This is a genomic window from Nocardia mexicana NBRC 108244, assembly GCF_001613165.1.
Lineage (GTDB): Bacteria > Actinomycetota > Actinomycetes > Mycobacteriales > Mycobacteriaceae > Nocardia > Nocardia mexicana.
Map to the genome: position 1 here is coordinate 86,093 of NZ_BDBV01000044.1, position 23,586 is coordinate 109,678.

22 protein-coding genes are annotated in these 23,586 nt (G+C 68.4%); 8 read left to right on the forward strand and 14 right to left on the reverse strand.

The features are described 5' to 3' along the window. The first annotated feature begins 1 nt into the window (after window position 1). Genes hsaA through NM1_RS17440 form a run of 5 tightly spaced genes read left to right on the forward strand, consistent with a single transcriptional unit; the run spans window position 2 to window position 6,149 of the window. On the forward strand, window positions 2–1,246 hold the full coding sequence (gene hsaA, locus NM1_RS17420; RefSeq protein WP_373864051.1) for a 3-hydroxy-9,10-secoandrosta-1,3,5(10)-triene-9,17-dione monooxygenase oxygenase subunit: 1,245 nt from the start codon (window positions 2–4) through the stop codon (window positions 1,244–1,246). 58 nt (window positions 1,247–1,304) lie between these two features. Next, on the forward strand, window positions 1,305–2,636 hold the full coding sequence (locus tag NM1_RS17425; RefSeq protein ID WP_068020767.1) for a methyltransferase: 1,332 nt from the start codon (window positions 1,305–1,307) through the stop codon (window positions 2,634–2,636). Beyond that, window positions 2,633–4,033: an FAD-binding oxidoreductase gene (locus NM1_RS17430; protein ID WP_068020768.1), complete on the forward strand. Its 1,401-nt coding sequence runs from the start codon at window positions 2,633–2,635 to the stop codon at window positions 4,031–4,033. The genes NM1_RS17425 and NM1_RS17430 overlap by 4 nt, the downstream gene beginning before the upstream one ends. Next, window positions 4,033–5,172: a class I SAM-dependent methyltransferase gene (locus NM1_RS17435; protein WP_068020769.1), complete on the forward strand. Its 1,140-nt coding sequence runs from the start codon at window positions 4,033–4,035 to the stop codon at window positions 5,170–5,172. The genes NM1_RS17430 and NM1_RS17435 overlap by 1 nt, the downstream gene beginning before the upstream one ends. Beyond that, window positions 5,169–6,149, forward strand: a complete 981-nt coding sequence (locus NM1_RS17440; RefSeq protein WP_068020770.1) for a fused (3R)-hydroxyacyl-ACP dehydratase subunits HadA/HadB — start codon at window positions 5,169–5,171, stop codon at window positions 6,147–6,149. The genes NM1_RS17435 and NM1_RS17440 overlap by 4 nt, the downstream gene beginning before the upstream one ends. Window positions 6,150–6,220: 71 nt before the next feature. On the opposite strand, the gene NM1_RS17445 is transcribed toward NM1_RS17440, so the two are convergent. Together NM1_RS17445 and NM1_RS17455 are read right to left on the reverse strand one after the other, a co-directional pair. After that, a complete protein-coding gene (locus tag NM1_RS17445; protein WP_147288904.1) occupies window positions 6,221–6,718 on the reverse strand; it encodes a DUF8020 domain-containing protein in 498 nt (165 codons plus the stop codon). Between the two features lie 862 nt (window positions 6,719–7,580). Beyond that, window positions 7,581–8,147 carry a CGNR zinc finger domain-containing protein gene (locus tag NM1_RS17455; RefSeq protein ID WP_068020773.1) on the reverse strand — a complete coding sequence of 189 codons (567 nt, stop codon included), beginning with the start codon at window positions 8,145–8,147 and terminating at the stop codon, window positions 7,581–7,583. 81 nt (window positions 8,148–8,228) lie between these two features. Here NM1_RS17455 and NM1_RS17460 point away from each other — a divergent pair, with 81 nt between their 5' ends. Then, entirely contained in the window at window positions 8,229–9,350 is a 1,122-nt protein-coding gene (locus NM1_RS17460; RefSeq protein WP_068020775.1) for an epoxide hydrolase family protein, read from the forward strand. A 15-nt stretch (window positions 9,351–9,365) separates the two neighbouring features. Here NM1_RS17460 and NM1_RS17465 read toward each other — a convergent pair whose 3' ends face one another. Beyond that, entirely contained in the window at window positions 9,366–10,481 is a 1,116-nt protein-coding gene (locus NM1_RS17465; protein WP_246011014.1) for a DUF3558 family protein, read from the reverse strand. Between the two features lie 247 nt (window positions 10,482–10,728). Between NM1_RS17465 and NM1_RS17470 the strand changes: the two genes are divergently transcribed. Continuing rightward, window positions 10,729–11,262 carry a hypothetical protein gene (locus tag NM1_RS17470; RefSeq protein ID WP_068020778.1) on the forward strand — a complete coding sequence of 178 codons (534 nt, stop codon included), beginning with the start codon at window positions 10,729–10,731 and terminating at the stop codon, window positions 11,260–11,262. On the opposite strand, the gene NM1_RS17475 is transcribed toward NM1_RS17470, so the two are convergent. From NM1_RS17475 to NM1_RS17505, 7 genes are all read right to left on the reverse strand, one after another. After that, window positions 11,214–12,515, reverse strand: a complete 1,302-nt coding sequence (locus NM1_RS17475; RefSeq protein WP_068020781.1) for a PucR family transcriptional regulator — start codon at window positions 12,513–12,515, stop codon at window positions 11,214–11,216. The two genes, NM1_RS17470 and NM1_RS17475, sit on opposite strands and share 49 nt — an antisense overlap. A 247-nt stretch (window positions 12,516–12,762) precedes the next feature. Next, window positions 12,763–12,960 carry a ferredoxin gene (locus NM1_RS17480; protein ID WP_068020783.1) on the reverse strand — a complete coding sequence of 66 codons (198 nt, stop codon included), beginning with the start codon at window positions 12,958–12,960 and terminating at the stop codon, window positions 12,763–12,765. A 12-nt stretch (window positions 12,961–12,972) separates the two neighbouring features. After that, the gene (locus NM1_RS17485) at window positions 12,973–14,160 is read right to left on the reverse strand and encodes a cytochrome P450 (RefSeq protein ID WP_211339352.1); all 1,188 of its coding nucleotides are present in this window, start codon (window positions 14,158–14,160) and stop codon (window positions 12,973–12,975) included. Further along, entirely contained in the window at window positions 14,157–15,659 is a 1,503-nt protein-coding gene (gene mhpA, locus NM1_RS17490) for a bifunctional 3-(3-hydroxy-phenyl)propionate/3-hydroxycinnamic acid hydroxylase MhpA (RefSeq protein ID WP_114699463.1), read from the reverse strand. The genes NM1_RS17485 and mhpA overlap by 4 nt, the downstream gene beginning before the upstream one ends. Further along, window positions 15,656–15,997 carry a DoxX family protein gene (locus tag NM1_RS17495; RefSeq protein WP_068020788.1) on the reverse strand — a complete coding sequence of 114 codons (342 nt, stop codon included), beginning with the start codon at window positions 15,995–15,997 and terminating at the stop codon, window positions 15,656–15,658. The genes mhpA and NM1_RS17495 overlap by 4 nt, the downstream gene beginning before the upstream one ends. 52 nt (window positions 15,998–16,049) lie before the next feature. Beyond that, window positions 16,050–16,985 carry a fumarylacetoacetate hydrolase family protein gene (locus tag NM1_RS17500; RefSeq protein WP_068020790.1) on the reverse strand — a complete coding sequence of 312 codons (936 nt, stop codon included), beginning with the start codon at window positions 16,983–16,985 and terminating at the stop codon, window positions 16,050–16,052. Then, complete coding sequence (locus NM1_RS17505) at window positions 16,982–18,124, reverse strand: VOC family protein (protein WP_246010864.1); 1,143 nt, start codon at window positions 18,122–18,124, stop codon at window positions 16,982–16,984. Before NM1_RS17505 ends, NM1_RS17500 begins: the two co-directional genes overlap by 4 nt. Before the next feature lie 133 nt (window positions 18,125–18,257). Between NM1_RS17505 and NM1_RS17510 the strand changes: the two genes are divergently transcribed. After that, on the forward strand, window positions 18,258–18,914 hold the full coding sequence (locus tag NM1_RS17510; RefSeq protein ID WP_068020794.1) for a TetR/AcrR family transcriptional regulator: 657 nt from the start codon (window positions 18,258–18,260) through the stop codon (window positions 18,912–18,914). 441 nt (window positions 18,915–19,355) lie between these two features. Here NM1_RS17510 and NM1_RS17515 read toward each other — a convergent pair whose 3' ends face one another. From NM1_RS17515 to NM1_RS17530, 4 genes are read right to left on the reverse strand one after another with little or no spacing between them, the layout of a single operon-like run. After that, a complete protein-coding gene (locus NM1_RS17515) occupies window positions 19,356–20,159 on the reverse strand; it encodes an SDR family NAD(P)-dependent oxidoreductase (RefSeq protein WP_068020796.1) in 804 nt (267 codons plus the stop codon). Next, on the reverse strand, window positions 20,159–21,043 hold the full coding sequence (locus NM1_RS17520) for an amidohydrolase family protein (protein ID WP_068020798.1): 885 nt from the start codon (window positions 21,041–21,043) through the stop codon (window positions 20,159–20,161). The genes NM1_RS17515 and NM1_RS17520 overlap by 1 nt, the downstream gene beginning before the upstream one ends. Before the next feature lie 29 nt (window positions 21,044–21,072). Then, window positions 21,073–22,653, reverse strand: a complete 1,581-nt coding sequence (locus NM1_RS17525; protein WP_068020800.1) for an AMP-binding protein — start codon at window positions 22,651–22,653, stop codon at window positions 21,073–21,075. Window positions 22,654–22,707: 54 nt separating this feature from the next. Then, window positions 22,708–23,493, reverse strand: a complete 786-nt coding sequence (locus NM1_RS17530; protein WP_068020802.1) for an AraC family transcriptional regulator — start codon at window positions 23,491–23,493, stop codon at window positions 22,708–22,710. Window positions 23,494–23,586 lie beyond the last annotated feature (93 nt).

Sequence of the window (23,586 nt, forward strand, 5' to 3'; positions counted from 1 at the left end):
GATGCACCGCAAGGAAACGGGGATTGAGATGAGCGACACCAACACCGCCGATGCCGTGCTGCCGGCGATCGCCGATCTGCGGCCCGCCCTGCGGGAGCGGGCCGCGGATGCCGAACTCGCACGAAGGATTCCGGTCGAGTCGATCAAGGCGCTGCAGGAGATCGGATTCTTCAAACTGTTGCAGCCCAGGCGTTTCGGTGGTTTCGAGGCGGATCCGGCCATCTTCTACACCGCCGCGCGGGAGCTGGCGGCGGCCTGCGGTTCCACCGGGTGGGTGGCGTCGACGCTCGGCGTCCCGCCGTGGAACGTCGCACTGTTCGACGCGCGCGCCCAGGACGACGTGTGGGGCGGCGATCCCGACACCCGGATCTGCTCGTCCTATGCCCTCACCGGGACGGCGACCCCGGTCGACGGCGGCTATCGGCTGACCGGGCGGTGGGGTTTCGCCTCCGGCTGCGACCATGCCGCCTGGGCGTTGCTCGGCGCCCGCGTGGTCGTGGACGGCGAGGCCGTCGAATCCGCCACCTTCCTGGTGCCGCTCGGCGAGTACACGATCGAGGACGTGTGGGACGCCATGGGTCTGCGCGGCACCGGGAGCAACGATCTCGTAGTCGACGACGCCTTCGTGCCCGCGCACCGCGTGCTCGGGGCCGAAGCCGTCGGCAAGTGTGTTGCGCCGGGGCAGGAGGTCAATGATGCTGCGCTGTACCGGATTCCGTTCGGCGCGATCCATCCCAGCGCGATCACCGCCCCGATCATCGGCATGGCACAGGGGGCCTACGACGCCCATCTCGCTCATCAGCGGAAACGAGTGCGGGTGGCACTTCCGGGCGATGCCCGCAAGGAGACCGGCTTCACCGGTACGCCGTTCGCCGAGGATCCGGCCACCCTGGTGCGTATCGCCGAGGCCGCCAGCGAGATCGACGCCGCCTGGCTGCAGCTGACCCGCAACATCACCACACTGCGCGCACTCGCCGAGGCGCGCCGCCCGATCCCGATGATCGAACGGCTGCGCACCCGCCGCGACCAGGTACGCGGCACCGAACGCGCGATCAACGCGGTGGACCGGCTGTTCGAGAACTCCGGCGGCCGCGCACTCGGCGCCGGATCGGTGATCCAGCGGTTCTGGCGCGACGCCCATGCCGGTCGCGCCCATGCCGCCAACGATCCCGAGCGTGCCTACCGCCTGTTCGGATCGGCCGAATTATCAACGGGTTCCGCGCCTCTCGAAGGACAGCGTTCGTGAGCGCTGTGCTCGGGACGCGGGGGCCATTCGAGCACGCACATGCCCGGGAGGTGCGGCCGTGACATCGGTAGTGGATGCCCTGCGACAACACCCGTGGGTGGGCTCTGCGAGCTGGAACACGGACCGGACCGCGATCGTCGTGCGCCCGGACGCGGCCGCGACCGCCGTGCGGCCCGTGCCGGGGGCGCTGCTGCGCGAGCATCTGGCGCACTGGCAGCATGTCTACGAGTTCGTGTACGCCGCCGCGGCCGACCGGCACGGTGACGATCTGGATCTGTCCGGGTGGCGGGCCTCCGACACGGGGGCGCCGTTCCCCCGGGAGCACATGCTCGAGTGGATCGAGCACGCGGTCGGCCTGGTGCTCCGGTCGGATCCGGGCATCGTGCTCGAAATCGGCTGCGGCAGTGGCCTACTCGCACACCGCGTGCACACTCGCACGCGCGGTTACGTGGGCCTCGATGTCGCCGAGCCGGTGGTTGCCCGCCTGCGTGAGCAGCGGCTGCCCGGAGTGCGGGTCCTGCGCGCGGCGGCGCACGAGATCACCTCCGAGGCGGTCGCGGCGGCGGTGCGCGATATCGACGCGGGCCCGGCGGCGCCGGACTGCGTGGTGTTGAACAGCGTCACCCAGTGCTTTCCCGATGAGCGGTACCTGTCCGCCGTGATATCCGACGCGCTGGATCTGGTCGCCGCCGGTGGCACCGTCGTGGTGGGTGATATCCGGAACCTCGGCACCGCACCGGATTACGCGCGATGGCTGGAGTCGGCTCGTGCGCCCGGCCGCACCGACGCCGAGGTGGCACGCCGGGCGCACGACCGCCTGGCCGCGGAGGAGGAACTGCTCTGCGATCCGAGGGTCTTCGCGCGGATCGCCCGGCAGCATCGCCGCGAAGTCCGAACGACCGCTTACGCCAAGCCGTTCCGCGCCGACACCGAACTCACCCGATATCGCTACGACATCGTGTACACCGTCGACACACCCGCGCCGCCCCCGGCCGAGGCCGTGGACTGGGCGGACCTGTCCGGCCCTCCCGCCGAGCGGCTGCGCGAACTGGGCGACGAACGCCACACGCTCGTCACCGGCATCCCGAATGCGCTGCTGGACGGGCAGGCACGCGGTGCCGTGACCCCGGCGGACCTTGCCGCCGCGGCGCCTCGGGGCTGGGCGGTACTGCTCGACTCGGCGGACGCCCGACGCCTGGCGGTGGGCCTACCGGACCGGCAGGCGAATTCGGCGGCACTGGACGGCAGCACATCGCGCCCGGTCTGCAACGACCCGTTCGACCGCTTCGTACGGCAGCGGCTGCCCGAGGTGCTCATCGACCACCTCGACACGCGCGCCGCGACACCGATTCCCCGCATCGTGGTAGTAGAGGAGCCCACAACCCCATGACGACAACTCCGGCACCCGCCCATCTGGACGAGCTCGCCGCGGCATGCCGCGGCACCGTATTGCGGCCCGCCGACGACGGCTACGACCAGGCCCGGCACTCCTGGAACGCGGCCGTCGACAACCGCCCGGCCGTGCTCGTCCGCTGCGCCGACACCGCCGATATAGCCACCGGGGTGGACTTCGCGCGACGGCACGGCCTCGCGGTGTCGGTGCGGGCGGGCGGTCACGATGTCGCCGGGCATCCGGAAGTCGCCGATTCGCTCATGCTCGACCTGTCCCGCTTGCAGGGCCTCACCGTCGACGCCACGGCACGTCGGGCCACCGTCGGCCCCGGCGTGACCTGGGTTCAGTTCGACCGTGCCTGCGTGGCAAAGGGTTTGGCCGTCACCGGTGCCGACGTCTCGACCGTCGGCGTGGTCGGCACCGCGCTGTCCGGCGGCACCGGCTGGCTGCAACGCGCTTTCGGATTCACCTGCGACAACGTGCGCTCCGCACAGGTGGTCCTGGCCGACGGCCGCACCGTGACCGCCGATGCCGAGCGGCACCCCGAACTGCTCTGGGCGCTGCGCGGCGGTGGCGGAAACTTCGGCGTCGTCACCGCGCTCGAGCTGGAATTGCATCCCGTCCCCACCGTGTACGCGGGGACCCTGCTCTACCCCTACCGCAAGGCCCGCGACGTGCTCGCAGGGTTCCGGGAATTCGCCGACTCCGCCCCGCCGGAACTGTCGTTGCGCGCCACCCTCATTCATTGGCCGCCCGGGGCGCCCGAAGGCCCACCGCGGGCCGCCGTCACCGCGTCCTACCTGGGTTCCGCCGATCGCGCCCGCACGGTGCTCGAGCAGTTGCGTCGTATCGGCGAACCCGAGCTCGACCTGATGCGGCCCGTCACCTACCCGGAGCTGCAACGCAATACCGAGCAGGCGTTCGCCACCGGTCACGCCACCGCCACCGGCACCGAATGGCTGCGCACCCTCGACGATGTCACCCTCGACTCCCTCGTCGACCTCGGGGCCCGGATGCCCACCCGGCATTCGCTGCTCTCGATCCACCAGCTCGGCGGCGCGATACGCAGGATGCCCAGTGCGGCAACGTCGTTCGGCTTCCATGAGGCGGCCTACCATCTGGTGGCGTTTTCCGGTGGCCCGGCGGGTATCGACCTCGGCCGGTCGCGCGAGTGGATCGCCGAGACCACCACCGCGGTCGCCGCCTGCTCGGCGGGCGGTCCCTACATCGGGATACTCGACGGCACAGCCACATCCGACCGGGTGCGCAGCGCGTACAATCCCGACACCTACCGGCGGCTCGCCCGGATCAAGGCCACCTACGACGCGGACAACCTCTTCCGCTGCAATCACAATATTCCGCCCGAGCACGACGACACCCCGGCGGAGCGGTGATGACGACCGTGACTGCGGATGTGGCCCGGCGCGCGGACGAGGCGGTCACCGACGTGGATACCCGGCACTGCCGTTCCGCACTCGACGACCTCGACCTGTTCGGCCTGCACGCCATGCTCGGCGTGCTTCGAAAAGCATTGCCGGACAACGTCACTCGCAACGAGGAGCAGATCGCCACGCGACTGGGCGTCGCGGCCCGGCATCGCTGGCTGCTGCGTCGCTGGCTGCGTGAACTCACCGACCGCGGCCAACTGTCGCACTGCACCGGCCGCGGCTACGATCTCGCCCGCCCGGCGGCCGCGCCGCAGCGAACGCACCTGCGCCAGGCATGCGCGGATCTGGGGCTCGCACCGGAACTCGCCCAGTTCTTCGACCGCGCGAACCGGCAACTGGCCGCGCTGCTTCAGGAGCGCGTCCTCCCGCAGGAGCTGCTGTTTCCCGACGGGGACTTTCTGACCGCCGAGGCGGCATATCGCACCAACCCGGTCAACCGCTATCTGAATGTCGCTGCCCGCGAGGTGGTTTCGCGTGTCGTCGCTGAGCTGCGGCAACGGCGATCACCGGTGCGGATCCTGGAGCTGGGGGCGGGCGTGGGTGGTACGACCGCCGATATCGTCGGCGCACTGGGTGATTCGCCCGTCGACTACCACTTCACCGACCTGTCCGCCTTCTTCCTGACGGCCGCGCGCGCACGGTTCGCCGACCACCCGTGGATGCGCTACGGCATTCTCGACCTGAACGCCGACCTGCCCGGCCAGCCGCCGTGCGACATCGTGCTGGCGGCCAACGTGCTGCACAACGCCCGGCACACCGGGCAGACCCTGCGGCACCTCGCACGTCTGCTGGCCCCCGGCGGGCAACTGGTCTTCGTCGAATCCTGCCGCGAGCATTGCCAATTGCTCACGTCCATGCATTTCCTGATGTCCCCCCGGACGGGCGGCGTCCCGCCCGGGCAGGACGATGTCCGTGCCGGGACCGATCGCATCTTCCTGCGCGTCGACGAGTGGCTGGACGCTCTCACCGCCGTCGGGCTGGAGCCGTGGCTGGTGCTTCCCGAGGCCGACCACCCCCTGGCCGCGCACGGTCAGCGCATCTTCGTCGCCCGCAAGCCGGGCTCCGCCGACGGCGAGCGGTCATGAACCCTCCGCACCGTTTGCAGAGCGTCGACCACTACGAGGTCGGCCGCGAGAAGATCCGCGAATTCGCCCGTGCCGTCCAGGATCTCCACCCCGCGCACTGGAACGACGACGCGGCCCGCGCCCTCGGCCATCCCGCCCTGGCGGCACCGGCGACCTTCCTGTCCTCGATCGCCATGCCCGGTCAGCGCGCCATGTTCGACCGCGCCCTGGCCGCCTACCCGCACAGCAGACTCCTGCACCTGGAACAGGAGATACACCTGCATCGGCCGGTCTACGCCGGGGACCGGCTCACCTGTGAACTCGCCGTCGATTCCGTACACCCCACCGCGAACGGCGATCTCATCACCGTCACCACGGCCGTCCGCGATTCCGGCGACAGCCTGGTCCAGGCCGTGCACACCACCCTGCTCGGTGTCGACGGCACGAGCCCGGCCGCCGAATCGGTTGGCATGCAGAACCTTTCGATTCCGCTTCCGCAACCTCGCGAGGTGCCGGGTGCGCCGAACCTGTTCCCGGCGACCGGAAGGCGTGGTATCGCCGGTCCGGAACTGGCTGCCGGGCAGCGATTTCCGCCTCGCACCTACCGGCTGTCACGGGGCGATCTGGTCAACTACGCCGGTGTCTGCGGCGACAACAACCCGATCCATTGGAACGATACCGTGGCCCGCGACGCGGGGCTGTCCACCGTCGTCGCGCACGGCATGCTCACCATGGGCCTCGGCGCCGCTTACCTCACCGAATGCCTCGGTGTCCCGGTCGACCTGGCCGACTACGCGGTGAACTTCGCCAATCCGGTCTACATCGGCCCCGATCGTCCGGCCGAAGTGGAATTCACCGCCGCCGTCCGGTGCGTCGACGAACGCGACCGCCATGCCACGCTGGCGCTCACGGCCCGGTCCGCCGGGCAGCCGGTGTTCAGCCGGGCCACGGCGAGGATTCCCCTGGGATCGCGGCCGGAGGCGGAGGCGAAGCGATGAACGGCCGTTTCGAGACCTGTTCGCCGCCAACGCTGTTCTGCGCGTCGGCGGCGAACTCGACCGGCTGACCGCTACTTTCCGGTGATCAGGTTGAAGAAGGTCGCGTTGATCTCGGCGCCGTTGGGGCTGCCGACCGCCCCGCCGATGGCCGCGCCGATGATGCAGCCGGGGATGACGAAGAGCCACGCACCGAGCAGGCACCCGATCACGGCACCCACGGCGCCGCCGTTCTGCACACCCCAAACCCACTGGTTGACAAGGAGGTTGGCGGTGTCGGTGAACGCGACCTGCTTCAGGGTCAGCTCGCGTCCGTCCTCGCTGACGGTGCTCGCGACCGGCACGGCGGTGCCGTCCACGGCGAGCGGAATGGATCCGATGCTCTCCCCCTCGGCGCCGCGCACATCGATGACCTGGGCGACGGGGTCGACCGCGAAGTTGCCCGAGGCGAGCGTGAAGGTCGCCGTGTGCGCGGCCTGGTCGACCGTGGAGGAGGCGAGCTGCTGCATCGCCGGAGCGGGCTGAGCGGCAGACGGCGCATCGGCACCCGCGGTGCTGGCACCGACTGCCACCGCGGCCGCGGTAAGGACGGCAACGGTCGTACTCCGGAAGACCGAGCGTTTCGAGACGGACATGAAGACCTCGCGTTCATCAACAATAAGTTGGATAGATCGCCGCGAAAATACGCCTATTTCGGACCCGATGCCAACCGAGTTACGAATCACCCCACTGAAAGTGTGTGTTCCCGGTCACACTGCCGCGCCGGGATCGAACTCGTCCTGCCGTCGGCCACCGAGGGTGTCGGCGAGGCACTGCCCCCGCCGGTGCGCACCACATCGCTGTCGCTGGAATCGGCGGTGAAATCGGCCGACCCGCACCGGCGCGACGCCGAACGGTCCGGTCTGGAGGCGATGCCCTCCGGTCCCGGCCCGTCCCTGGTGCTGACAAATTGCCGATATGTCGGAGCTTGTCCGGATCGTCACGGAGTACGAATTGCCTTGCGGCGGTGATGGTTTCGGATTGCTGTGTGAATTAGAATTTCCTTTGCGAAGAGTTCCCGCGGGTCTGCGGATTTATGCTGCAACCCAGCGGGGGACATCCGTGTGATTTAAATCGATTTAACTTCGAGTTGTATCACGTTAAGGTCATCCTATTATCACGTTTAGATAACGCCGGTAGGAGTGGTGGGGCGGCGCGCAGGGCGTCGCAGGTTCGAACACGAATGGAGTGACAATGGGTTCAGTGGACCTGGGCAGCCTCGGAGACCTTCTGAGTGCATTCGGTGACATCTTCAGCGGCTTCGGTGGGCTCTCGAGCTTCTCCGCTGAGTAACGCGCAGGTCCGATGAGGGGCCATTCTGTCGACAGCCCGCCGGGTCTCCCCGGCGGGCTGTCTTCATATGTCCCCGGTGCGACGAGGGTCGTGTGTAAACCTTCAGCGCGGGCTCTGCCGACTCCGGTAAGCCGCGACGCTGGCCCGGTGCGCGCAGGTTCGGGTGCAGTACTGTTTCGAGCCGTTGCGCGAGAGGTCCACGTAGGTGGCCCGGCAGTGCGGCCCGGCGCATGCGCCGAGGCGGGCCGGGCCGAGCGTGGCGATCACGGCGGCCAGTGCGCTGAGCGTGGTCGCGGCCAGGTGTGCCGAGCAGCGATCGGTGTCGGAGGTGACCTCGGTCCACCAGCGATCCCTGTCGTGACACAGCACGGGCCTGGCGCGGCTGTCGCGTAGACCGTTATTGATCAGGGCCGCGGCTGCTTCCGCGTCGGTGCTCGCTCGTTCGAGGACGGCGCGCACCGTCTCGCGCACCGCGCGGACCTCGGCCAGGTCGGTACGAGTGAGACGCTGCGGGACGGTCCTTCGGCCCGCGTCCGGCGAATGGTCGTCGAGGAAGTTCCGGAGCTGCTCCACGGTCTCGAGCGCGTCCTCACCCCTGATCGGCTTCAGGGTGTTGGCGAGATCGACGGCCGTCGCGACCGCCGATGAGCTGTAACACGCATCGAGCATTTGACGTGTCTCCTCACGGTTCCGTAGCGTGACACCCATAGTAGCTTTTACGTGTCACATCAAGCTGAGGGGAAGGCGACGATGGTCGCAGAGCCGTTCGAGGTCAGCATCACCGAAGCCGAGATCGCGGATCTGCGGGAACGGTTGCGACGGACGCGGTGGCCCGAGCCCGAGCCGGTGGACGACTGGTCGCAGGGGTTGCCGCTGGCGTATGCGCAGGAGCTGTGCCGCAGCTGGGCCGAGGACTACGACTTCGGGTTCGCCGCGCGGCTGAACGCCTTCCCGCAGTACCGCGACACAATCGACGGGCTGGGCATCCACTTCCTGCACGTCCGCTCGCCGGAGCCGGATGCGTTCCCGCTGGTGCTCACGCACGGGTGGCCGGGGTCGGTGCTCGAGTTCCTGGAGGTCCTCGGTCCGCTGACCGACCCGCGCGCCCACGGCGGGGACCCGGCGGACGCGTTCCACGTGGTCGCGCCGTCGTTGCCCGGGTACGGCTGGAGTGACAAGCCGTCGACGACCGGGTGGGGCGTCACTCGCATCGCGCGCGCCTGGGACACGTTGATGGTTTCGCTGGGGTACGAGCGATACGGCGCGCAGGGCGGTGACTGGGGTTCGGCGGTGTCCGGCGCGCTGGGCGAGGTGGCACCCGAGCGGGTCGCCGGTGTGCACCTGAACATGGGGTCCGTGGCGGCGGGCACGTTCGACGACCCGACGCCCGCCGAGCTGGCGAACCTCGAGGTCGCAAAGGAGTTCCAGCGGACCGGCCGAGGGTACTCGGCGATCCAGGCGACCCGGCCGCAGACGCTCGGCTACGGCCTCACCGACTCCCCGGCGGGCCAGGCCGCCTGGATCGCCGAGAAGTTCTGGGCCTGGACGGACAACGACGGCCGTCCCGAGGACGCCGTGTCGCGGCAGCAGATCCTCGATGAGATCTCGGTCTATTGGTTCACCGCGTCGGCCACGTCGTCGGCGCGCCTGTACCGGGAGAGCTTCGCCGGCTTCCGGGACAAGGTCACCGCGCCGTCCGGACTGTCGGTCTACCCGCGCGACATCACCCGCCCATCGCGGCGGGAGGCCGAGTTGCGGTTCACCGATCTGCGCTGGTTCGAGGAAATGCCGCGGGGCGGCCACTTCGCCGCGCTGGAGCAGCCGCAGTCGCTGGTCGAGCAGGTCCGCGGGTTCTTCCGCCTCGTCCGCTGACTGCCGCTCGAGCAGCTATATGGTCGGCGGCAGGGAGCTGGCGAGGATGCCGACTGTTCGGATCAGCTCATCGCACAGCTCGGTTCGTGACCGCCCTTCCTCCTGCCATATCTGGAACCTGAGTGTTCTGCCTCCGTAGTCGGACCGATCGACCTTCTCCCGCAGTTCGAATGCCAGGTTGCAATACTCTTCGAGATCATCCTGGTGCACCTGGAGCGCATAGCGGTCGCCGATTACCACCGGCTTCGGACGCGCGTATTCGGGGCTGTTATAGATCGAAGATTCGAATGTCGAGTCGTCGGAGTAGGCACTGAGTTCATACCCGTCGCCATGCCACCGGCATGTGGCGGAGCCCGGCGTGCGCTGACGAAATGACGATCCCGAATCGAGCAGGAGTCCGGCGGCGGTCAGGTTTTGCTGCGAGATCTGGCAGGGATCCCACACCGGCGTAGCGACCTGCGTCGTGGTGGGTGTGCCGGTACTCGACGAGCCGGTGAGCGTTACCGCCGACAAGGGTTGTCGGGCAACGGCTTTGGCGATCGATTCGGCGCCTGTGCGCAGATCCGCGCGGAGTTCGGGCGAGTCGGTGACCGGGGGCGTCTCGGGAACGCCGGACCAGTCCTTGCCCGAGGTCTCGACCGTCACCATCAGGCGGCCGGTCCGGAATTTCACTCTGACCTTTCGCGCTTCGCCCTCGGGGGCGTCCACGATCGAGATGGTCGCGTCCCCTCCGATCCCGGGGGAGGGTGTCACCGTCGGGATGGTGCCGGGGCTCGTCTGGAGACTGCTGGTGGTCGCCCCGGCAGTGGTGTGGTGTCGGGCCTCGGAGTAGGAGATCGAAACCCTGCGCCACATCGGTGTCCGGTGGTTCTCGACCGGCTCACGAGGAATCGAGGCACCGAACTTCTTCGCACAGTTCAGCTCCTGGCTGCCGTAGTCAGCACCACGGCTGCCTGTCTCGAATTCGGTGGACGCGTCATATGCCTCGCCCGCAAACGCCTGAATACTCTGCTCCACCGGTTTCCACGCGTCGGAACAGTCTGCGGGTACCTCTGTGACTACCGCTTCGTCGTCCGGCGGCACTGTGCCGCAAGCGCTGCCGACGAACCCCACTACCCCGACCATGAGCACGACGGACAACGCGGACCACCGACGGCCATGACGAAAATGCACCAGCGAACCCTCCCCGAGCACGCCCGCCGTGGGCGTGGGTCCACGTTACGGCTCGCACTGCCTTACAACAAGGCAAGCTGACGCCGTCGGACCTGGCCGGACCTCAGGATATTGAGACGTGGATGGCCGAATGCTGTTGCACCCCAGTGGCGGCGGCTTCTGATCGTCGCGCCGTGCGGGGCGGTCGGCCGGTACATTTTGAGGTGTGGAACTCAGCTTCGAGGGCTACCAGCGGTTCGCCGATCACGCCAAGACTGCCGAGCCGTACCTCACGAAGGCTCCGTCCGATGTCGTATATGCCCTTGCCGTGCTGGCGGGTGATCACGACGTCGAGGCAGGTTATGTCCGGTATGGGTCCGAGGGCCGGGAAACGCACTGGTTCGGGCTGTGGCTTGTTCCGGCTGGGCTGATCCATGTGTCGGCTGTCTACGGCGAGCCGAACTGGACCGGAATTCGGGAGAGCAACATGGGTCATCGCCCGCCCTCCGCGTTCACCAGCTGGTACCGCCGTGTCACGGATGTGAAGTCGATCGGTGTCGGCTCGATCGACGGCAGTGGCTTCGGCGATGAGGTCATGGTGCACGGCGAGGCCATCCTCGAACTGGACGGTCTTCCGCAGAGACTGACTTTCAGATTCGGTGGCACCGGGTCGGGCGCTTCCACGCTGTTGGCCGAACTTCGAGATCGGTGTCAGTCGGCTCTCGCTGATGGATCGCCGGCGGGTCGTCGCGGGGACTGAGATTGGTTGTTGGGGTTGGTGTTTGCCGGTGGTCGGGATTGGTTGGTGGTGTAGGTGCGGGCGATGAGTGCGGAGCGCAGGTACCACAGCCCGGAGGCGGTCATGGGGTCGCAGCCGGTGAGGTGGCCGATGCGTTTGAGCCGGTAGTCGATGGTGTTGGTGTGCACGTGCAGATTGTGGGCGCTGCGCTGGCGGTTGAGGTTGTTGGCGAGGTGGACCCGCAGGGTTTCCAGGAGTTCGGGGTGGCCGTCGAGCGGGGTGAGTACGGCGCCGAGGGCATCGCGGCCGGGTCCGGGCCGGGTGATCTGGTATTCGGCGGCGAAGGTGTCCATCCGGTGCAGGCCGGGCCGGGCTCGCAGGTGCTGCACGGTGTCGAGCAGTTGGTGGGCCTGGCTGACGGCGTCGGGAATTGCGTGTGGCGCGGCGTGCACGATGGTCGCGGTGACGGGGACCAGGGCGGCCGCCGACAGGTCTTCGACGACGCCCTCGATGTCGGTGGATGTGGTGGCGGGGATGAGCACGGTGCCGCCGTCGACGCTCAACAGCGACAGGGGGTTCTCGCCGAGACAGGCGGCGAGTGCGGCTTGGACGCGGCGGAGTTTGCGGCGGGCGACGACCTTGCCGTCCATGGCCGGGTTGTGTTCGTCGGGGTGCGGCGAAATCGACAGGGCCACAACGTGATAGGAGTCGACAAGGTCGATGCCGCATTCGCGGGCCATGGTCGAGGTGGGGTGACCGGACATCAGCGCGGTGGTGAGGGTGTGGACGGCGTGATGATGCTCGCCCGCCACGGCACGCAGCTCTTTGACGTAGGCGTCGGAAATGGCGACGGTGATGGTCTCCAGCACGTCGAATACGCGGCGGGCGGCATTCTTCACGCCGTCGAAATCGGCTGCGGTGGCGTGGGCGTGGACGAGGTCGGTGCCGAGGCGGAAGCCCTCGTGCACGGCGCGGTGGATGGTGCCCAGCGGGATTCCTTCCCGGGCCCATCCCGCGGCGGCGTCTTCGAGGCGCCGGATCTTCTCGGGCACATCGCTGCCTTCGTACATGGCGACGGCCAGTTCCAGGCACAGGCGGGTGGCGGAGGTGAAGTCGCCGGACACGACATCGGTCGGCATCGTGCGGCACGGCAGGACGGTTTCGACGAAGTGCCCCACCATCTTCCGCGACAGGTTGCGGACATCCTTCAACGGGGTGGCGAACGGTCTCCCGGCCACCAGCATCGGCTGCTCGACGGTATGGGCTTCGGCCATCAGCGACACTCCCTTCCAGCATCCCGTGTCATCCCGCCACGGGGCACCCACGGTAACAACGCCGTGACCTGCCCGATTAGGGATCTCGACAGGAACTAGGACTACATGGAAACGATCGCCTGGGCGGTTGGGGCGGATCACAAGAACCCGGCAACCGGAATGGGCGACTGACCAGTAATCCTTACGGTGAGGGCACAGGGGCACGACCGGGAGAGCACGTACCCGTCGTCGACCGAGCGTGGCGGTGTCACGCGATCTCCCTCAAGGCGGCGACGGGGCAGGAGTCGATGGCCGCCCGTGCTGCGGCAACGTGTTCCGGCGGAACGGTGCCGCCCTCGAAGTGGTAGACGAGTTCGGCGTCGTCGTCCAACTCGAAGAGGGCTGGGACCCGTTCGGCGCACAGACCGTGGCCTTCACAACGGTCGTTGTCGACGGAAATCTTCATCGGTCGTTCCCTTCAGGCCGGGACGAGTTCGAGTGGCAGCCTCTCGAGGCGGTGGATGATGTTGTTCTGGGCCCACACGGGTTCGCCGGCGGGCACGATCTTCTCGATTCGGGCGACGAGTTCGCGCAGCATCGCCTGGGTCTCCAGGCGGGCGAGGCCCTGCCCGGCGCAGCCGTGCGTTCCGTGGCCGAAACCGAGTTGGCGCCCCGCCTCCCGGCGGATGTCGAAGGTGTCCGGGTTCGCCCATTCCAGCGCGTCGCGGTTGGCCGAGGCGTAGAGGACGAGCACGCGTGAACCCGCGGGCAGTTCGGTGCCGGCCACCTCGGCGTCGCGGACGACCTTGCGGCTGAACGCTCGCAGCGGGGACTCGAACCGGACGATCTCATTGACTGCGTTGGGGATCAGGCCCGGCTCTTCCCTGAGCCGCTGCCACTGTCCCGGGTGCGTCGCGAACAGGTGTAGGGCACTCGCGATCGCGCTGAGCGTGGTGTCCAAGGACGGTGCCAGGTAGTCGATCATCAGGGCCGGGCATTCGGCGTGGCCGAGCCTGCCCTCGTCGGCGGCGCGCAGCAGATCGTCGCCCATGCTTCCCGGCAGCACCGATCGCTGCCGGACGACGCTGCGGGCGAAGCGCATCATTCCCAGCCCGGCGGGCACGGCCTTCAGCGCCTGCCCGTTCAGCGGGCCCAGGGAGTCGAAGGTTGCCGCGCCCCAGCGGAGGAGGTTTTCCCGTCCCTGCTGTGGCCACCCGACGAGGTCCGGAACCACGGCCGCAGGCAGGGCCGCCGCAACGTCGACGCCATCGACGATCCGCTGCGTGACCGCGGCATCGACCACCCGCGCGGCCTGCTCTTCGACGACGTCTTTCATCCCGCGCAGCGCCCGGGGGGTGAGCCGGTGGGCGACCAGGACACGGCGGCGAGCGTGGTCCTCGCCGTCGCTGTTGAGCGTCGTGCCACGCGAAAGCCGGTTCGTCACGGGGTTCAGCGCGACCCCGTCGCCGGAGATGAACGTCTCGTCGTCCAGCAGCACGGCTTTGCATTCCGCGTACCGGGGCAGGGCGTAGACCCTGTGCTTCGGCAGCCACACGACCGGGCCCAGCTCACGCAGGTTCGCGTAGTGCGGGTACGGGTCGAGGATGGCCTGCGGCGAGTAGATGTCCGGCCGGTACACGGGAACATCGGGACGCGGGGGCATCATTGCTCCTTTTCGGTGAAGGCTCGGCAGAGGCGTGAGACGTCCCGGCCCGCGCTCAGCACCGTTCCGTCAGGACGGACGACGGCTGTCGTCGCGCGTCCTGCCCGGAGCCAGCGGCGCAGCTCGCCGTCCGGCGGGGCGACGACGAGGACCGCGCCGCGCCGTTCGACGGCCGCTCGGTCCGCGGCCGACGGGACGGCAGCGGTGACGACGGCGAAACGGCCCGCGGCCATGTCATCGACACGTTTGCCGTCATGGACGACGGCGTTGACGCACAGCCGGCCCGCCAGTGATCGCCCGAAGCGTGGCCTCCGCACCAAGCCCGACCGGCGCAGCGCGGGGGTCCCGCTGTCGAGCACCCGGGCGGAAACACCGGGCACGAGGGCCAGCCGAGGGACCAGCACCCGGCGGATCAGGTCACCGGCCCGGCCGCCTTCGGTCATGGCCTTGCCGACCAGCACGGCGCGGCGGATCATGGCACGGGCGTGGGGCTCGCGTTCTTCCTGGTAGGTGCCGAGCACCCGCTCCGGCAGATGTCCGTCGACAACACCGGCGAGCTTCCAGGTGAGGTTGGCCGCGTCTCGCAGGCCCGCACCCATGCCCTGGCCGATGAACGGCGGGGTGAGGTGGGCCGCGTCGCCGAGCAGGAACACCCGGCTGTGCCGCCAGCGGTCGGCCACCTGCGCGCGGAAGGTGTATTCGGCGACCCGGACGATCTCCAGTTCGTCCGCCGGGACATCTTTCGTCCACGGCGCGACCAAACGGTGCAGCCGGTCCCGATCGTGGAAGTCTTCGCCGGATTCCCCGGCCAGCAACCGGAATTCCCAGCGGTAGCGGGTCCGGCCGATGCGCATGTAGGTCGCGGCCCTGACCGGGTCGCAGACCTGGTGCACGCCCTCCCACTCGCCGAGGTCGGCGCTGGTCGCGATGTCGGCCACGAGCCAGCGCTGCTCGAATTTCAGGTCCGCCATCCTCGCGCCGATCGCAGTCCTGGTGAGGCTGTTGCCGCCGTCGCACCCCAGCACGTATTCCGCATGGATCGTCTCGCGCCGACCGGTGACGCGGTCGGTCACCTCGACCTGCACACCGGCCTCGTTCTGCGCGATGCCGGTGACCTCGGCGTTGCCGCGCACAGTCACCACGCCGGAGGCCGCCGCACCGGCTCGGAGCAGGCGTTCGAGATCGGGCTGGTCGAACATGCTCGCTTCCGGGTAGCCGTGGCGACCGGAGCCCGCGGCGCGCCGGAACTCGGCCAGCACCCGCCGGTCCGGGGCCAGCAGCCGCAGGCCGTGACAGGGTCGGGAGAGGGCGGCGAACTCGTTCCCCAGCCCGAGCCGCGCGAGGATGCGGTATACCTCGTCGTCGAGGTGCACCGCCCGCGGCTGCGGATAGACCGACTCCCACCGCTCGAGCACGAGACATTCGATGCCGTACTGGGCCAGCAGTGCTGCGGCGGTGAGCCCGGTCGGGCCGGCACCGATGACCACGATCCGAAGCTTCACGACGCCGTCCCCAGCACAAGAAGGTAGGCACCGACGAGCAGCGTGCACACCACCGCGGGGGCGAGTTCGCGCAGTCCGTCCCGTTTGCGGATGTGCGTGACCAGCGCGCCGGTGAGCAGGAGCAGCAGGCCGGTGCCTGCCAGCCCACCGAGGATCGGCACGACGAGCCCGAGCAGGATCCCGGCGGCACCCGCGACTTCGAGCGCGCCGATACCCCGGTAGGACCGGACGGAAAACCCGGCGGCCGCCGCCAGCTTGCGCATGGGCACCAGCGCGAGCAACTTGGCCACGCCGAGCCCCAGGAAAAGGGCGGTAAGCAGCACGGACAGCACGATCATGACGTGGACAGATCGTCGGGCCCGGCGTAGCGCGGCCCCAGCAGATCGCCGGTCATCGCGCCCACCTCACGACCGTCCGCTGGGCGCCGAGGTCGATCGCACCGTCGTCGGTGGCGACGGACGCTTCGACGACGTCGCCGTCACCGAGGTACTTCGGGTTTCTGGCCTGCCCCTTGAAGAACAGCTTCCATTTCGTCGCCGGGGGCAGCAGCGCTGCCAGCTTCTCCACGACTTTCGGCGGCGCGGACAGCGCGGTACCGGCCGGGGTTCCGGTCAGCACCAGGTCGCCGGGATCCAGGCGCTGGAACCGGGTCAGCGCACGCAGGGCGTCGAGCGGGCGGTGGATCATGTCACCGCCGACGACCGCGTCCTGGCGGCGCTCGCCGTTGACCGACAATGTCAGCCGCAGGTCGGCGAACCGCTGGAACTCCTCGGTGTCGAGTAGCACCAGTGCGGGCCCGACCGGCGTGAAGGTCGGATAGGACTTCGCTTCGTAGAACTGGGTCTTGGGGAGCTGGATGTCGCGGGCGGAGACGTCGTTGGTGACCACCAGGCCCGCGACGTACCCGGGCAGGGCAGTGATCTGGGTGCCGACCGGGATCTCGCGGCCGATGACCAACCCGATTTCGACCTCGTAGTCGAGCAGCCGGACGTGCGACGGACGGACAACGTCGTCGAACGGGCCGCTGATCGAGCCGGACGTCTTGCGGAAGAACGTGAGCGGCACGGTCTCCGGGTCCATCCCGGCGTCCGTCACGTGGGAGGCGAAGTTGGTCATCTGCGCGACCACGCGGCAGGGTGCAGTGACCGGCGAGACCAGCGCGAGCGACGACACCGGCACGGTGTCCGCCGACCCGGATGCGGCGGTGATCGCCGCACGGTCGAGCAGCAACTCGGCGGTGGTCTTCGCCGCCGTGGCGATCTTCGCCGCTCCGGCCGGGGTGGCGACATACCAGGCTTCGGGGGTACGCAGGACGGTCAGGCTCATGAGCGGGCCACTTTCAGCAGGCCCAGCAAGCGCTGGGTATCGAATTCGTTGTCTTCACGCAGTGCCGACAGCACTGCGCACAGTTCGCGCAGGGATTCCTTGCCCGGCTCGAGGCCGAGGAAGTCGGCGGTGGCGGGCGGCCCCCACTGGGCGAGGCCGGAGGCCTTCATCGGGGCCCACCCGGGCTCGAGGGTGTTGTCGAACAGGTCGCCGTCGCTGAAGTGCTCGACCATGAACCCGTCGGGATCGCGCCAGTAGTCGAAAAGCTGGCTGCCCTGGATGTGCCGCCCGATGCCCCATGAGTGGTGGTAGCCATGCTCGCGCAGGTACTGCCCGCCCGCGGCCAGCGCGTCGAGGTCGGCGACCTGGTAGGCCGAATGCACATACCGGTTCGTCGGGCCGAGGGTGAGCGCCAGCGTGTGGTGGTCGGTGGGTGTGGCACCCCGGTCGCACCGGATGAAGCTCATCACCGGCCCGCTCTCGCGCTGCCCCGGGTAGTACAGGAAGTCGCTGACGATCAGCCCCAGATGCCGCAGGTACCAGTCCAACACCTCGCGATAGCGCGTCGTCTGCAGCACCACGTGCCCGAGCCGCTGCGCCAGCGCCGGTGTCCGAGGGGGTCGCTGTACCGCATTGACGCGCCGGACCTCGCGGCCGAAGTTGACCGTCCGCGGTTCCTGCGGCGTCAGCGCGGGGAGCTGGTGCGTGCCCGAGACGACGCGGACGGGCAGGCCGCTCGGGTCGGCCAGGTCGACGCCGACGCCGCCCAACACCTCCGGCAACGGGGTAACCCGTCGCCCGGTGGTCGTGGCCAGCCGCAGCACATCGTGCGCATCGGCCGCGAGGAAAGCCAGGCCCAGGAACTTCGACCGACGGCCGCGGCGAACGACCACGCACGGCCCGCCGGGATCAGTGCCGCGAAGGTACAGCTCGTGCTCGGTGCGCAGCGCCGTCGTGAAGCCGAACGCGCCGGCGAAGACCTCGGCCCGCCGGAGGTCGGGTTTGGCGAACTCCAGCCAGGCCAGATCGTGCACTTTGATCACCGGATCTGCGGCCCGTCCCGGATGCTCTCCCGCGAGCGCACCGTGCTCGCTGTGCAGGCCGGCGTGCGGATCGCGGTGCTGGATACGAGCGGACACGGGCCACCTCTTCTTCGTGATGACGATATCGTCAGTCATGACTAGTGCGGCAGTCAAGACCGACTGCTGAAATCGTCAGGATTGACGCGCTCGGCTATCCTGTGATCCGACCGGCCGGGAGGATGAAGCACCCATGTCAGAGCAGGTTTCGAGCCGCTTGGAGCGGCGCAAGGCCCAAACCCGCGCGGCACTGGTCCGGGCGGCGCAGACCCTCATCGCGGCGGGGCGGACGAACGTCCCGGTCCTGGAGATCACCCAGGCCGCCGACGTCGGGATGGGGTCGTTCTACAACCACTTCGAAACGAAGGAGCAGCTGTATCAAGCGGCAGTCGAAGCCGCCCTCGAAGCCCAGGGCGCGCTACTCGACGAACTGACCGCCGACCTGACCGACCCGGCGCAGATGTTCGCCCAGAGCTTCCGCCTCACCGGGCGCCTGCACCGCCGCCAGCCCGAACTCAGCAAGGTGCTCCTGCACTACGGGCTCGAACTTGCCACCGCCGACCACGGCTTGGCCCCCCGCGCCCGCCGCGACATCGAAGCCGGCGTCCGAGCCGGCCGCTTCACCGTCCGCGACACCGAATTGGCCATGCTGACGGTTGCCGGCACCGCACTCGGCCTCGGCCGCCTGCTCCACAGCCACCCCGACCGCGACGACGCCGAAACCACCGATCAGGTGACCGAGGACGTCCTGCGGATGCTCGGCCTCTCCGCCGCCGAAGCCCACGACATGTGCGCTGGACCCCTACCCGACCTCGACACCGTCTTCAAACGGCCGAACCCCGCCGCCTGACGGTTGCAGCGCTGAGCCTTGCGTGTCCAAAAGCTGTCTGTGGGCCTTGGGGGAGCAGGTGGATGAAGCCATCCGGCTGTACGGCACGGGCTGGTCCCTGGCACGAGTTGGCCAGCATCTGGGTGTTGATTGCATGACTGTTCTGAATCGGCTCCGTGAACGCGGGATCGCTACGAGGGACAGCCAAGGGCGACCGCGGGTGTAATTCCGGCCGCCGTAGATTCGTGCCCCCGGCAGGGCACGCAAAACATGGGCAACTGGAAAACGCCTGGTTGTTGTGGATGTTTACCGAATCTGAGGATTGCGGCGGCGGCCGTGCCCGTCCGGCTGATCGTTCCCATGTTCACAAAGCCTCCGGTGGGGCGCTGCGACATGGGAACGGGTCTGAACTGCGAGTTGCCTTCGGGCAGTTGGTGATTGAATTCCGCCGTTTCGGCTGGCCTATTTCGCGTCGGCCGCCGAGTCGAAGCTTGCGCCCATTCCGATGCTCGCTCCGCCGTCGACGGGGATCACCGCGCCGGTCACGAATCTCAGGTTCGGTGCGACGAGCGCGCCGACCAGGTCGGCGAATTCGCGGGGTTGCCCGATGCGGCCCATCGGCAGGCCGCTGCCGAGACGGGTTTTGGAGAGTTCGGGTTGTCTGTCGATGGTCTTGTCGATGAGGGGGGTGTCGAAGTATCCGGTCAGCAGGGTGTTGACGTTGATGTTGTGCGGCCCGGCCTCCAGCGCGAGGGTTTGGGCGTAGCCGATGACGGCCGACCAGACGGTGGCCGGTGCTGCCATTCCGACGGCTGGGCGGTGCGCGACTCCGGAGACCACGTTGAGGATGCTGCCGCCTTCGGTTGTCATGTGCGGCAGCGTCGTTCGCACGGATCGGACCACGTAGAAGAAGTGACGTTCGAAGGCTGTCAGCCATACGTCGTCGGTGAGCTCGGAGATGCGGCGGATCGGCGGCCCGCCGTCATTGGTGACCAGGACGTGGACGGCCGGACCGAACCGCTGCAGCGTTTCTGCCGTGACGTGCTCGATGTCGGCGTCGACCGAGCAATCGGCGGCGACCCCGAGGATCCGTTCTCGGCCGTACTTGTCGGCAAGCTGTGCTGCGGCGGCCGCGACCTTCTCCGCACGACGCGCGAAGATCGTGACGCAGGCGCCTTCCCGCAGCAGGCGATCCGCGATCGCGAACCCGAGGCCATCGCTGCCACCGCCGACGATCGCCACCTTCCCGGTCAGTCCCAGGTCCATCACTCGGCTCCGATCGATGTCAGGAATGTTTCGGCATTGCCCGCGAACACGTCGTCCAGGACGTCCGGGGAGAAACCCTGGTCACGCCATTCCTGCACCAGCCGTTCGTGGCTGAGCATCGGGTAGTCGGCTCCGAAGAACACCCGCTTGCGCAGGCGCTTGCCGATCTCACGCCGCAGTTCGTCGGAAAAGTAGCGCGGAGACCAGCCGTGCAACTCCATCCAGACGTTCGCCTTGTGGAGTGCGATGGCGATCATCTCCGATTGCCAGGGCCAGGCCACCCGAGCCGCGATCACGTTCAGGTCGGGGTGTTTCGCTGCGATGCGGTCGACGTAGCGGGGGTGACAGCCCTCGAGTGTGATGCCCATGCCGCCGCGCGTTCCGGCGCCGGTGGCAGACATGCCGACATGCACCAGCACTGGACGGTTGGCCTCGATGCACAGGTTCAGGCACTTCGCCCACCCCGGCTGGTCCGGTGTGCCGGCGGGGGTGAACGAATGAACGGTCAGCCCGATCAGTCCCGGTCCCTCGCTGAGGCAGCGTTCGAATTCCCTGACATGCTTCGGCTGTGTCGGATCGATGCCGATCCAGTTGCCGAGCACGACGTCGGGGTGCGTGCGGGCGAAGTCGAACGCGTAGTCGTGCTGGTCGCGTAGCGCACCGGCATCCATCTTGTAGGTGAAGGCGAAGTCGAGCATCACTCTGGCGTTGGCCCGGCGAAACTGGGCCGCTTGTTGTTCATCGCTGACGAAGTTCATGCCCCACTTGAAATAACCCTGCAGGGCAGCACGGTCCTCGGCGGTCTCGTACGGACTGCCCTTCCAGCCCTGCTCGGTGCCCCAGTGGGAGTGGAAGTCGAGCAGGCGGGGTGGCGATGCGTTCAACGCTGAATACCTTTCGCGAGTGGGAGTTGTCAGTGGACATTGCGGGTCGAGTCGCGCCAATAGGGCGCGCGTAACGCCTTCTTGTCGACCTTGCCGACCGCCGTCTGCGGCAGCGCATCGACGACAACGACCTGTTTGGGCGCATACATCGAGCCCTTGACCTGCTTCACGAAGCCCTGGAGCGCGCGGATGTCGACCTGCTGCCCGGGGCGCGCGACCACGAACGCGGTGACGCTCTCGCCCCATCTGTCGTCGGGTACGCCGATCACCGCCGCCGAGCCGACCGAAGGGTGCCCGGTCAGGGCGGCCTCGACTTCGCTCGCGTAGATGTTGAAACCCCCGGAGATGATCATGTCCTTCTTGCGGTCGACGATGTACAGCAGGCCCTCGTCGTCCTGACGGGCCAGGTCTCCGGTGTGCAGCCAGCCGCCTTCGAGCGCCGCTGCGGTCTCCTCTGGAAGGTTCCGGTAGCCCAGCATGACTCCGCGGTTGCGCATGACGATCTCGCCCACCTCGCCCGGGCGAACGTCGTGCCCGTCGTCGTCGATGAGCCGGATGCGGTTCCCGACCACGGGACGGCCGCAGGAGGCGAGTCGCTCCAGGTTCGTGGTCCGGTGTGCGGCCTTTGGCAGGATCGTCCCGATGCCAGTCGACTCCGTCTGCCCGTATATCTGGGCGAAGACCGGTCCGATCCGCTCCCGCGCTTCGGCCAGGCGCACCGGAGACATCGGCCCGGTGGCATACCAGATCACCTCGAGGCTGGACAGGTCTCTGGTCTCCGGGCGCTCGTGGTCCAGCAGCGTGTAGATCATCGTCGGCAGGCCGCTGAGGCAGTTGATGCGCTCGGTATCGATGATGTCCAGGAATCGGCCGGGGTCGAAGCCCTGCTCGATCACGACGGTGCCGCCGCGCAGCAATGTAGGGAGGACGCCGAGCCCGGCGGCATGGGTGAGCGGGGCCGAGGCCAGATATCGCGGCAGATGCGGCTGTTCGAAGTCGGCCAGCTGCGCATACACCATCTGCACCATCGACCGGTGCGGCTGCATCACACCCTTGGGCCGGCCGGTCGTCCCCCCGGTGTATTGCAGCCATGCGACGTCGGTCTCGGTGGCCGGGCCGGGGTCGAGTGGCCGAGCCGCGTGCGACTCGCCTTCGGGTAGGCCCCCCGCGGCGGGGACGACCAGCAGGTGTCTCAGCGAGCCGACTGCTGCGAGGAGGTGGCGCCCGTGCTCCTCGAGCGCATCGGTAACGACCAGGACCGTGGCCTGTGCGTCCTCGCAGACGACGATGTGGTCCTCGACCGACGCCAGCGCCTGCAGGCCGGTGAAGCGCCCGCCGGTCAGGTATGTCGCGGCCTGGATAATCCATGATTCGGGCGTGTTCGGGCCGAGCATCGCGACGCCCACCCCGCGCCCCACGCCCCGGCGGGCCAGCGCGGCCGTGTACAGCGAGACGAGATCTCCGACTTGCGTGTAGGTCAGTCGCCGATCACCGGCGACGAATGCCTCGGAGGCGCTGTGCCGGGTGAGGGCCTGCACGATCAGATCGCCCAGCGTCACTCCGGAGGAGGCGGCCGCGGCGGGAGCGCTGGGCACGTCGACATGAGACATACCTCAACGATGGGCCTCCACACCATGGGCGCACCACCGATGTTCCGCCTGGAATTACGGATAACCCGCCAAGGTGTGGCGCGCCGTAGCGCGGTAGCGACCGGGTGTCTGGCCGACGAGGTTGGTGAAGGCATCGATGAAGCTGCTCGGGTTCGCCCAGCCCAGCCGTATCGCGGTGTCGGTGACCGAGGTGCCTTCGGAGAGTTCGATCACTGCCCGCTGAATCCGCAGCAGCGTGCGCCAGTGCTGGAAGGTCATCGATAGCTCGCTGCTGAACAGCCGGCTGAGAGTGCGTTCGCTCGAACCGGTTCGGTGCCCCAACTCCGCCAGCGTCGCCGGGCTGCCCGGGTCGGCGTGCAGCAGATCGGTTACTGCCTTGAGGCGCGTGTCGCGCGGTTCCGGAAGGCGTAGTGGTTCTTTCGCGGCGCGAGCGAGTTCCGTGACGACGACCTCGAGCAGCAGTCGGGTGCGGGGGCTGTCGGCGGGTTCGCGGTCGCCGGTCATAGCCAGGTATGCCTCGCGTACGAGCGCGCTGGCCACGAACACCGACGGTTCCCTCGGTAGCTGCTCGGTCAGGGCCGCCGGGACCCCGAGCACTCGGATATCGGTCTGGCCGTGCGAGCGACTGCTGTGTACGGAGAATGGCGGCACCCAGGTCATGCGGTTCGCCGGCGCCACCCAGGTGCCGACCTCGGTCGTAGTGACCAGCGCTCCGGAAGCGGCATACCTGAGCTGCCCGAAGTCATGGAAGTGCGGGGCGACCTCCGCGCCGTGGGCCAAGGGCTCGCAGACCGGCGAGTCGTCGGTCCAAAACACCGGCTCGGGCGCAAGTTCGGTCATCAACACACACTGTAAGCGGCGTTCGGAGGGCTGGCGGGTTATCAGGATATTCTGGCGTGAGACCGGTGGTACGCCTATCTGTCGGCGATCATC